This window comes from Streptomyces otsuchiensis, assembly GCF_004305975.1.
GTDB lineage: Bacteria > Actinomycetota > Actinomycetes > Streptomycetales > Streptomycetaceae > Streptomyces > Streptomyces otsuchiensis.
The window spans coordinates 1-10,459 of the sequence record NZ_BHZI01000210.1; the positions used below are offsets into that span (position 1 = coordinate 1).

General features: G+C 73.5%; 9 protein-coding genes. 5 read left to right on the top strand and 4 right to left on the bottom strand.

Features of this window, described 5'->3' with window-relative positions; all coding sequences use genetic code 11:
* On the bottom strand, positions 1-904 hold a 904-nt coding region (locus E0D90_RS27505), incomplete at its 3' end, for an AfsR/SARP family transcriptional regulator (protein ID WP_194116916.1).
* 290 nt (positions 905-1,194) lie between these two features.
* On the opposite strand from E0D90_RS27505, the gene E0D90_RS18860 reads away from it, so the two are divergent.
* From E0D90_RS18860 to E0D90_RS18880, 5 genes are all read left to right on the top strand, one after another.
* Positions 1,195-2,223 (top strand): ABC transporter ATP-binding protein, encoded by a 1,029-nt coding sequence (locus tag E0D90_RS18860; protein ID WP_130799356.1) that lies wholly within the window; start codon positions 1,195-1,197, stop codon positions 2,221-2,223.
* A complete protein-coding gene (locus E0D90_RS18865; RefSeq protein WP_130799357.1) occupies positions 2,220-3,041 on the top strand; it encodes an ABC transporter permease in 822 nt (273 codons plus the stop codon). The genes E0D90_RS18860 and E0D90_RS18865 overlap by 4 nt, the downstream gene beginning before the upstream one ends.
* Positions 3,042-3,179: 138 nt before the next feature.
* Complete coding sequence (locus tag E0D90_RS18870) at positions 3,180-4,232, top strand: NAD-dependent epimerase/dehydratase family protein (RefSeq protein WP_130799358.1); 1,053 nt, start codon at positions 3,180-3,182, stop codon at positions 4,230-4,232.
* A complete protein-coding gene (locus tag E0D90_RS18875) occupies positions 4,229-5,389 on the top strand; it encodes an FAD-dependent oxidoreductase (protein ID WP_130799359.1) in 1,161 nt (386 codons plus the stop codon). Before E0D90_RS18870 ends, E0D90_RS18875 begins: the two co-directional genes overlap by 4 nt.
* Positions 5,386-6,336, top strand: a complete 951-nt coding sequence (locus tag E0D90_RS18880; RefSeq protein ID WP_130799360.1) for an NAD-dependent epimerase/dehydratase family protein — start codon at positions 5,386-5,388, stop codon at positions 6,334-6,336. Before E0D90_RS18875 ends, E0D90_RS18880 begins: the two co-directional genes overlap by 4 nt.
* Before the next feature lie 97 nt (positions 6,337-6,433).
* On the opposite strand, the gene E0D90_RS18885 is transcribed toward E0D90_RS18880, so the two are convergent.
* From E0D90_RS18885 to E0D90_RS18895, 3 genes are all read right to left on the bottom strand, one after another.
* Positions 6,434-7,729, bottom strand: a complete 1,296-nt coding sequence (locus E0D90_RS18885; RefSeq protein WP_130799361.1) for a UDP-glucose dehydrogenase family protein — start codon at positions 7,727-7,729, stop codon at positions 6,434-6,436.
* Between the two features lie 103 nt (positions 7,730-7,832).
* Positions 7,833-9,386: a glycosyltransferase family 2 protein gene (locus E0D90_RS18890; RefSeq protein ID WP_130799362.1), complete on the bottom strand. Its 1,554-nt coding sequence runs from the start codon at positions 9,384-9,386 to the stop codon at positions 7,833-7,835.
* A partial coding sequence (locus E0D90_RS18895; RefSeq protein ID WP_130799363.1) for a glycosyltransferase occupies positions 9,383-10,459 on the bottom strand: 1,077 nt, incomplete at its 5' end. The genes E0D90_RS18890 and E0D90_RS18895, both read right to left, overlap by 4 nt.

The window sequence follows — 10,459 nt, forward strand, 5'->3', positions numbered from 1 at the left end:
GGGCCGGGCCGGGGGCCGTGGCGGGCCCGGTGAGGGCGCTGCGCACGGCGTCGGCCGCCGCGCAGGCCCGCTCGGCGCCGGGCGTCGTCCCGTCGGCGGGGAAGACCGCCGCCCGCAGGGAGCCGAACTCGACGCAGAGCCGGCCTCCGTGGCGCTCCGTCATCGCACGGACCACCGCGCCGTAGCGCGACTCGGCGTCAGCGGTCGCCGTGAGCGGGCCGGTTCCGCCGGGGTGCGGGGCGCTCTCGGTGGTCAGGACCAGGACGGTGCCGTCACCGGGTGCGAGATGGCGTTCGGCCTGGGCGCGCAGCTCCACCGTCCGGAGCCGCTCGGGCCAGCGCTCCGCCGGGTCCCGGCGGCCCCCGGCACCGCTGGGGGCGGCGTCCGCCGGGGGCCACAGGACCAGGGCCTCCCGCAGGAGCGCCAGCCCTTCCGCGCAGGCTCCGGACCGCAGCCGGGTCAGTCCCTCCCGGGCCAGCCGTTCGAAGAGCAGGGCGTCCACCTGGTCGGGGTCGACCCTCAGGACGTACCCCGACCCGTGGGTGAGCAGGATGACGGCGGGCGCCCCGGCCTCGGGGCCCGGTTCCGCGTCGGCCGCACGCGCCGGGTGTCCGGGCGCCGGGTGTCCGGGCGCCGGGTGTCCGGCCGCCGGGAGGGGGAGCGTGTCGTACCACTCCTGCGCGGTGAGCGCGGCGCGGAGTTCGGAGACGACGTTCTGCACCATCTTGCGGGCCGTCCTGGGCGGCGCGTCCTCCCACAGGGCGCGCAGCAGGTCCTCCACCGGGACCACGGTGTTGGCCCGCAGCGCGAGGTACCGCAGGACCGCGCGGTGTTTCGGTCCGCCCAGCGGCAACGGTGGTCCGCTCAGGGAAACCTCGACCGGGCCGAGCACCCGAACCAGCATCCGTAACCTCCCACTGTCCGCCGTGTCGGTCCCTCGCATCAGACAACGCCGGGACCGCGGAAAGCCGCCGCGGGCGGCCGGTCCTAGGGGAATCCCCAGCGGGGCGGCCCGCGGATTACCCCCTGATGAGCAGCCGATGGCGGCACGCCCTGGCTGCGGCGGGCCGCTGACGGCAGCCTGCGGGCAGGCCACGTGTCTGGCGAAGGGATCAGGGATGCGGGTGCTGGCTGCTGATACCGGGAGGCTTAGCCGTGGCGCCGCCTGAGGGCAAACCACCGAGAGGTTCCACCATGACGGCGGACGACGAAGCCGTGAGCGCGCGCGGGCTGGTCAAGGTGTACCCCAAGCGGGACCGTCCAGCCGTGGACGAGGTGTCGTTCTCGGTGCCGCGCGGGGAGATCTTCGGGCTCCTCGGCCCCAACGGGGCGGGCAAGACCACCACCATCGGCGTGCTGACCACCCGGGTCGTCCCGTCCCGGGGCGAGGCGCGGGTCGGCGGGGTGGACCTGATGCGCGACGGCGCGGAGGCGCGCCGGGTGCTGGGGGTGGTCAGTCAGCACAACAACCTGGACCGCGGGCTGAGCGTCCACCAGAACCTGGTGATGCACGGTCTGTACCACGGGCTGCCGCGCCGGGAGCGCCGGCGCCGGGCGGACGCGCTGCTGGAGGAGATGGGGCTCGCCGACCGCGCGGGTGACCGCGTCGACCACCTGTCGGGCGGCCAGCAGCAGCGCATCAAGATCGCCAGATCGCTGCTGCACGAACCGTCGGTGCTCTTCGTCGACGAGCCGTCCACCGGGCTCGACCCCCAGTCGCGGCTATTCGTCTACGACAAGCTGACCGAACTGCACGAGCGGGGAGTGACGGTGGTCCTCACCACGCACGACATGGAGGAGGCCGCCCGGCTGTGCGACCGCGTGGGCATCATGGATCACGGCCGGCTGATCGCCCTGGACACCCCGGCGGCGCTGACGGCGTCCCTGCCCGAGGGCACGCACCTGGACCTGGTGGTGGACGTCGGGATGGTGGGCGCGCGGGATCTCACGAAGGCGCTCGCGGAGTGTCCCGGGGTGGAGTCCGTCGAGCAGATCGAGCCGGCCTCCGCCGACCGGCCGGGCACCGGCACGGCTGAGGGCTCCGGTGAGGAGGAGGACGCGCCGACGCGGTTCCGGTTGCGGACCGAGGCGGACCCGACGCCGGTGCTGGCCGCGCTGCTCCAGGTGATCGGGCGGCTCGGGTGCGAGGTGCGGGACGTCGGGGTGCGCAGACCGAGCCTGGAGGACGTGTTCATCGGCCTGACCGGCAGGGGGATCCGATGAGCGGGCAGATCACCGGCCCGGTGCGTCCGGCCGGGAGCGGGCGACGGTTCGTCCGCGCGTGGCACGGGTTCCGCGCCGCGCTGTGGCGGGACCTGTTCGTCATGGTGCGCGAGGTGCCGCGGGTGCTGGCGCAGACGGTCGTCCAGCCGTTCTTCATGCTGCTGGTCATGGGCCATGTGCTCATCCAGATCGGCTACGTCCGGGAGGACTACGCCGCGATCCTGCTGCCGGGCATCCTGGCTCTCACCACCTTCCTCGGCGCCCTGCAGAACACCGCGCTGGGGCTGGTCTTCGACTTCTCGGTGACCCGGGAGCTGGAGGACCGGCTGCTGCTGCCGGCGCCCCTGTACACGGTGGCGCTGGCGAAGATGGCGTTCGGCGCTATGCGGGGGGTGCTCTCCGGGGTCGTCATCGTGCCGATCGGTTTCCTCATCCTGGACCTGTGGTGGACCCCCGCCCAGATGCTCGCGGCGTTGCCGCTGGTGCTGCTCGGCGCGTGCTGCGGTGCCGCGGCCGGGCTGTGGCTGGGGACCGCCGTGGAGTCCCGCAACATCGCGGTCTGGTTCGCCATCGCTGTGACCCCGCTGACCTTCACCGGCGCCATCCAGTTCCCGTGGCCGATGCTCTCGGACACCCTCTGGTTCCAGGTGCTGTGCGCGCTCAACCCGCTGACCTATCTCAGTGAGTCGCTGCGCGCCGTCACCGTGCCGGCCGCCCCCCACATCCCGTTGCCGATCGGCCTGACGGTGCTGGTGATCTCCGTCTTCGTCGCCGGGGCGCTGGGCATCCGGGGCTTCCGCGCCCGCGCGCTCGGCTGAGACCGGCCGGCGCCGGACGGGTGCGCGGCGGCGGCCGCGGCCGGTGAGCGGCGTCGCGGCTCGCGGCAAGCGGCCCGCCGGGACGGCGCCCCTCCCCCTTCCCTCACGCGTACAGCGGACGTTAAGGAGTTGGTCCTGATGAGCCCTGCGGCTCGACCGAGAAATGCCCCGCCGGGGGCGCGACGTGTGGTGGTGACCGGCGGCGCGGGCTTCCTCGGCTCCCATCTGTGCCGGGCGCTGCTGGCGCTGGGCGACGACGTCGTCTGCGTCGACAACCTGAGCACCGGGCGGACGGAGAACATCGCCGACCTCACCCCCCATCCGCGCTTCGCCTTCGTCGAGGCAGACGTCACCGAACCGGTGACGGTGCCCGGCGAGGTGGACCTCGTCCTCCATCTGGCGTGCGCGGCCTCTCCGGTGGACTACTTCCGGATGCCGGTGGCGACACTGCGCAGCGGCGGCCACGGCACGTACCACCTGCTGTGCCTGGCCCGCGACAAGGGGGCGCGGTTCGTGCTGGCCTCCACGTCCGAGGTGTACGGCGACCCGCACGTCCATCCGCAGCACGAGGAGTACTGGGGGAACGTCAACCCGGTCGGCCCGCGGTCGGTGTACGACGAGTCCAAGCGGTTCTCGGAGGCGATGACCGTCGCCTTCCGCAAGGAGTTCGGGCTGGGCACCGGCATCGCGCGCATCTTCAACTCCTACGGCCCCGCGATGCGCGGCGACGACGGGCGGGTCGTCCCGACCTTCATCACCCGGGCGCTCGCGGGGAGGCCGCTACCCGTCATGGGGGACGGCCACCAGACCCGGTCCCTGTGCTACGTGGACGACACCGTCGCGGGGCTGCTGGCGCTGGCCGCGAGCGAGGAGGCCGGTCCGGTCAACATCGGCAGCCCGGACGAGATCACCGTCCTCGACCTCGCCCGGCGCGTGGTGGAGCTGACGGGCGGGCTGTCGACGGTGGAGTTCGTCGAGAACCACCCGGACGACCCGCGCCGCCGCAAACCCGACATCGGACGTGCCGAGGCCGTCCTGGGCTGGCGTCCCCGGGTCTCCCTCGCCGACGGGCTCGGACGCACCGTCGAGTGGTTCGGCCACGCGGCCGTGCCGACGGCCACCGCCGCGCCCGCTCCCGCAGCTTCGCCGCCCTCCCCGATCGTCCCCGCCTCCGGAGGTGCCCGCCGATGACCACCACTCCCAGCGTCGCTGTCGTCGGTGGCGGCTGGAGCGGCTGTACCGCCGCCCGGCTGCTGCTCGACCGCGGATACCGGGTCCATCTGTACGAGCGGGACCAGCAGCTCGGCGGGCACTCGCGTTCCGAGGTGCTCGGCGGCGTGGTCTTCGAGCCCAACGGCCCCCACATCTTCCACACCTCGAACCGCGCGGTCGCCGACTTCGTCGGGCAGTACGCGATCGGCCGGCCCTTCGAGCACCGGGTCCTCACCGAGATCTTCCTGGAGGACGAGGAGGAGCCGCGCTATCTGGCCTGGCCGCCCCAGGTCGACCAGCTGCGGGAGCTGCCGCTGTGGCCGCGGATCGAGAAGGAGCTGGAGAACCTTCCCGCGACTCCCTCGACGGCCAACTTCCAGGAGTACTCGGAGTCCGTGATGGGGCCGACGCTGTACGGCCTGTTCGTGCGCGAGTACACCGTCAAGCAGTGGGGACGCGAACCGCACGAGCTGTCGGCCGACTTCGCGCCGAAGCGGCTCGACCTGCGGACCGACGGCAACACCCGGCTGTTCCGCGACCGTTGGGAGTTCTTTCCCGAGCGCGGTTTCCAGGAGGTCATCGAGCAGATCGCGCGTCCGGTGCCGGTGACGGTGGGCGCGACCCTCGGTCTGTCCGACCTGGAGCAGCTCGCGAGGGAGCATCAGGCGGTCGTCGTCACGGCCGCCCTCGACGACTTCGCCGGCCGGCCCGACGCCCTGGAGTGGCGCGGGATCCGCACCGTCTCCCGGTACGTCCCGGTCGACGACCCCGCGGCCACGCTCACCCCCGGCTACCAGGTGAACCGGCCCTCCCTGCGGCGGCCGTACACCCGGACCATCGAGACCAAGCACGCCACCGGGCAGCGGATCGGGGCGACGGTGGTCAGCGAGGAGTACCCCGGCGCGCCGCACCGGCACTACCCGGTCCCGACGGTCGACTCCCGTAACGAGCGGCTCAACGACTCCCTCAAGCGGGAGATCCGCGACGCGGCGCCGCTGCCGGTGTTCTTCTGCGGGCGCCTGGCCAACTACCTGTACATCAACCAGGACGAGGCCATCGCGCAGGCCATGGCGTGCGCCGAGGAGGTCGACGCGTTCCTGGCCTCGGCCGGCGGCGGCACGGAGGGGACCTCATGAGGGTGCTCGTCACCGGAGGGGCCGGCTTCGTCGGCTCGCATCTGGTCGACCGGCTGCTCGTCGAGGGGCACCGGGTGAGCGTGGTCGACGACCTGTCCACCGGCCTGCCGGAGAACCTCGACCGCGCCCGTTCCCTCGGGCTCGCGGAGGCCGACCTCCATGTGCTGGACATCGCCGGGGAGGCGGCGGCCGATGTCATCCGGTCGGCCCGCCCCGAGGTGGTCGTGCATCTGGCGGCGCAGCCCTCGGTGGCCGTCTCGATGCGTGATCCGCTGCTCGACGCGCACAGCAACATCACCGGGCTGCTGCGGGTGCTGACGGCCGCCCGGGACGCCGGCAGCCGCAAGGTGGTCTTCGCCTCCAGCGGCGGAACCATCTACGGTGAGCCCGATCCGGAGACGCTGCCCCTCGCGGAGGAGGCGCCGCTCGCGCCGCGCTCCTTCTACGGCCTGTCGAAGAAGTACGGCGCGGAGTGCGTGCGGCTCTTCGCGGAGGAGTACGGCCTGGCCCACGCCTCCCTCGCGCTCGGCAACGTCTACGGGCCCCGGCAGAATCCGCAGGGTGAGGCCGGGGTGATCGCCATCTTCGCGCAGCGCCTGCTCGCCGGCCGGCCCTGTGTGGTCTTCGGCGACGGCCTCAACACCCGTGACTACGTGTACGTCGACGATGTGGCCGACGCCTTCGTTCGGGCCCTGGACCGGGGAACCGGGCTGATCAACATCGGCACCGGGGTGGAGACCTCCGTCCTGGACATCCATGCCGCCCTCGCCCGGGACACCGGGACGACGGCCGCGCCCGTGCACGAGCCGGCGCTGGCCGGGGAGGTCCGCCGGATCAGTCTCGGGGTGGGGCGCGCCGCCGACCAGCTGGGCTGGCGGCCGGCGACCCCGCTGGCGGACGGCGTGCCGAAGGTCGTCTCCTGGCTGCGGGAGAGCGACCGGAGCTGAGCACCACGGCTGCGCGTCCGGACGCGGACGAGGGACGGGGGCACCGACCATGGCCGGTGCCCCCGTCCCTCGTGCTTCGTCCTGGGACCGCAGGGGGTCAGTCCTCCCCCACCGTGGCCCGTCCCACGGCCATGCAGACGAAGCCGTGGGAGCGCAGCTCCTCCCGGTCGAGGGTGTTGCGGCCGTCGAAGAGCACCCGTCCCCGCATCCGGCGCGCCACGTCCGGCCAGTCCACGTCACGGAGTTCGGCCCACTCGGTGACGACCACAAGGGCGTCGCACTCCTCGGCGGCCTCGGCGACGGTCTTGGTGCGGCGTACCCGGGTGGTCCAGGGCTCCCGGTCGGGCAGCCGGGCCATCGGGTCCCAGCCGGTCACCTCGCAGCCCTCGGCGAGCAGCCGGGCGGCGAGTACCTCGGAGGGCGCCTCGCGCATGTCGTCGGTGTCGGGCTTGAAGGTGAGTCCGAGCAGTGCCACGCGCCGCCCGCGCAGCCCGCCGAGCCGCTGTTTGAGGCGCTGGACCGCGCGGCGGGGCTGGAGGTCGTTGACCTCGATGACGGCGGACAGCAGCTGGAAGGGGTAGCCGCTGTTGGAGGCCATGGCGCGCAGTGCGCGGGAGTCCTTGGGGAAGCACGAACCGCCGTACCCGAGACCGGCGTTGAGAAAGTGGGGGCCCAGCCGGTGGTCGAGACCGACGGCCCGGGCCACCTCCAGGACGTCCGCCCCGGTCCGCTCGCACACGGCGGCGATCTCGTTGATGAAGGTGATCTTCGTGGCGAGGAGGGCGTTGGCCGCCAGCTTCACCATCTCGGCGGAGGCGACGCTCATCACCTCGACCGGCGCCTCGATGCCCTCGTGGAGCGCGGCGACCAGCCGGGCGGTCTCCGGCTCCTCGGCACCGATCACCACCCGGTCGGGGCGCAGGAAGTCGCGCACCGCGCGGCCCTCCGCGGTGAACTCCGGGTTGGAGGCGTAGCCGAGGTGCCCGAGACCGGAGGCGTCGAGAGCGCCGCGGATCTGCTCGCCGGTGCCGACGGGAACGGTCGACTTGACCACCACGGCCTTCAGTTCCGTCGCCGCCGCGAGGTCCCCGACGACCGACCACACCCGCGACAGGTCGGCGTCCCCCGAGGCGGAGGGCGGGGTGTCGACGCAGACGAACGCGACCTCCGTGCCCTCCAGCGCCTCGGCGGCGTCCAGGGTGAAGGTCAGCCGGTCCCGGTGCTGCCAGAGCAGGTCTTCGAGTCCGGGTTCGTAGAGGGGGACCTGGCCGGCGCGGAGCATCTCCACCCGGTCGGGGACGATGTCACGGACCACCACCCGGTGTCCCAGTGAGGCCAGACAGACACCGGTCACCAGACCGATGTAGCCCGCGCCGAACACACCCACACGCATGCGCAGGCTTCCTTTCCGAGAGGTTCAGCAGAGAGACCGGGCAGAGGCGCCCGGCAGGGGCCGGCGGCCCGCGGTGCCCGCCGCGGGCCCCGGGGCAGTCCGGTCACGACGCGCGCGGCGGAGGGCGCAGGCCCTGTTCCTCCAGCATCGCGAGCAGGCTGTCGACGCTGAACTCGTCCGTCCGCGCGTCGGTGCCGCCCCAGCGGGTGTCGTCGGTGCGCAACACGCCGGAGACGTCGGCCACCACCGCGTCCAGCTCCTCGCCAGGCCCGGCCAGCAGCAACGCCCGGCGCACGGCAGCCGTCCGCTCCAGGCGGGCGCCGTACTCCCCGTCCGGTCCGGTGAGTTCGACGATGCCGAGGCCGTCGGTGTCGGCTTCCCGCACCAGCGCGGCGAGGCCGTCGGGGGCCGGCCGCCAGCCGGGTACGCATCGCAGCCGGAACGGCGCGGGGAACGAGGTCTCCGGCACCTCGGCGGCGAAGACCACCCGGCCCTCGTGGGCGTACTCGTCGCGCACGAGCCGCAGTTCGGCCAGTGGGTCGCCGAACACGCTGCGCCGTCCGTCGGTGAGCCGCTCCCAGGGGCCGACCAGCGTCACCCGCACATCGGGCAGCGTGCCGTCGAGCACCGGGTCGACGGTCGCCCGCACGTCCTCGGCGGTGGCGTCCGCGACCTCCACCACGACGTCCACGTACGGCACCAGCCACTGCCGCCGCCGGCGGCGGGCGAGCCGCATCGTGGGGACGCGGTGGGTCAGGTGGGGGCGGATGAGCCGCAGCAGCCCGCCCTGTTCGCGTTCGATGGTGGGGGCGCCCAGGTGCCAGGAGCGGGCCTCGGGCTCGGGCACGAAGACGGCGCCCGCCTGGGAGAGGCGGTAGCCCAGCTCGGTGTCCTCGCCGAGGATCATCCCCGGGTCGGAGTCGCCCGCCGCGCGCAGCAGGTCGCGGTGGACCGAGGCGGTGGAACCGACCAGTGTGGTGCCGACGCTCGGGCCGGCGGCGCGCAGTTCGTCGGTCGCCTCGCGTACGGCGTCGATCCAGCCGTTGGGACGGCTGGTCTCCTCGTCGTAGAGGGTGTCCGCCGCACCGCGGGCGACCGCCTCGTAGGCGGCGGCCGGGGTGAGGTCGCCCGGCTTGTGGTCGACGACCCGGCGGGTGCCGAGGACGACGAGGTAGTCCGCGAGGTGGTGCCAGCGCAGCTGGGCCTCCAGGTGCTCCCGGTGGGCGAGGGTGTCGTTGTCGATCCAGACGATCACCTCTCCCCCGGCCTCGGCGGCTCCCGTCCGCACCGCGTGGCTGCGGCCCCAGCCGCCGGGGGCGGAGGGGATGAGCCGGGTGTTCTCCGGGGCGATCTCGGGAATCCGGATGGGCGGGGAGCTGCCGTCGTCGACGACCACGACTTCGGTGAGGTGCGCGGGGTAGGACTGCGCGGCGAGCCCGGCGAGGGTGAGGTCGAGGGCGTCCTGGCCGTTGTAGGCGGGCACGACGACGGTGACCGTCAGGCGCGGCTCCCACTCACCCAGCGCGGGCGGCGCGAGGACACCGTGGTCGTTGCCCCGGATGCGGGGCCGCTCGCCCCGCGCGGCGGCCGCCGGATCGCGGGGGCCCGCCGGGCCGGTCGGTTCCGCCGGCTCCGCCGGCTGTGCGGTCGGGGTCATCCCACGAGTCCTTCCAGGTGTTCCACCGCGGCCTCGACCGGGGGGAGGGTCATCATCCGGCGCTGGGCGGCGCGGGCCCCGGCCGTGGTGGCGGCGTCCCCCACCAGCCGGGCACAGGTCTTGGTGACGTTCTCCGCGTCGGCGTCCATCACCCGCAGCCCCACGCCGAGTTCGGCGGTGCGGTCCGCGTTGTGCTCCTGGTCTCCGAAGAGGGGCAGCACGGCCATGGGCACGCCCGCCCGCAGGGACTCGCGGATGCTGTTGTAGCCGCCGTGGGTGAGGAACAGCTGTGCGCACTGCAGCAGTTCGGGCTGGGGGAAGTGGTCGACGATGTGCACGTCGTCCCCGGCGAGCTTGGGGTCGACGGGGATGCCGGCAGTGGCGACGACCGCCGTGCAGTCGATCTCGGAGAGGCCCGCGATGTACGCCTCGGGCACGTGCGAGAGCGGGTTCTCCGTGGCCGCCTCGGGCAGGGCGCCCTCCTCGGGGGTGAAGTCGGTGAGCAGGGTGCCGGTGGCGGCGATCACCAGCGGCCGGTCGGCGGGCAGCTCCGCGATCCACTCCGGAAGACGCTGGGCGCGGGTGACGACGGCCGGCTGCTGGTAGGCGAAGGCGTCGGGCAGTCCGGGCCGCGCGTAGGACAGGGAGGCGGGTACGCAGTCCAGGCGGCCGTGCCGGTAGATGGCCAGGGGGTCGTCCTCGGCGGGGAGGCCGAGTTCGTCACGGCGCTCGGCGAGTGCTCCGGCGACCAGTGCGGGGTCGAGGTACTGGCCCGTGCCGGAGGGCGCGGGCACATGGACGATTCCGAGGGCCTCGGCGACCAGGAAGCCCGCGAAGTCGGTGCCGTCGCGCAGCAGCAGGTCGGGCCGGAACTCCTGGGCGATGGGCCACAGGACGCGGTAGTTGTCGCTGAGGTGGGGGCCGCAGGCGGGGAGCATCCACAGCCGCTGGTCGTGCAGGTCCAGGTCGGGCGGCAGCGTCACCCGGCCGTCCATGAGGGCGCCCATCACCTGGTCGGAGAGTTCGGCGAACTCCACCCGCACGGTGGCCTTCTCGTCGGCGAAGACGCGGGC

What these genes read in the sequence shown, in the direction of transcription:
- E0D90_RS18860 (WP_130799356.1), top strand. Translation starts at nt 1,195, where the DNA reads ATGACGGCGGACGACGAAGCCGTGAGCGCGCGCGGGCTGGTCAAGGTG.
- E0D90_RS18865 (WP_130799357.1), top strand. Translation starts at nt 2,220, where the DNA reads ATGAGCGGGCAGATCACCGGCCCGGTGCGTCCGGCCGGGAGCGGGCGA.
- E0D90_RS18870 (WP_130799358.1), top strand. Translation starts at nt 3,180, where the DNA reads ATGAGCCCTGCGGCTCGACCGAGAAATGCCCCGCCGGGGGCGCGACGT.
- E0D90_RS18875 (WP_130799359.1), top strand. Translation starts at nt 4,229, where the DNA reads ATGACCACCACTCCCAGCGTCGCTGTCGTCGGTGGCGGCTGGAGCGGC.
- E0D90_RS18880 (WP_130799360.1), top strand. Translation starts at nt 5,386, where the DNA reads ATGAGGGTGCTCGTCACCGGAGGGGCCGGCTTCGTCGGCTCGCATCTG.
- E0D90_RS18885 (WP_130799361.1), bottom strand. Translation starts at nt 7,729, where the DNA reads ATGCGTGTGGGTGTGTTCGGCGCGGGCTACATCGGTCTGGTGACCGGT.
- E0D90_RS18890 (WP_130799362.1), bottom strand. Translation starts at nt 9,386, where the DNA reads ATGACCCCGACCGCACAGCCGGCGGAGCCGGCGGAACCGACCGGCCCG.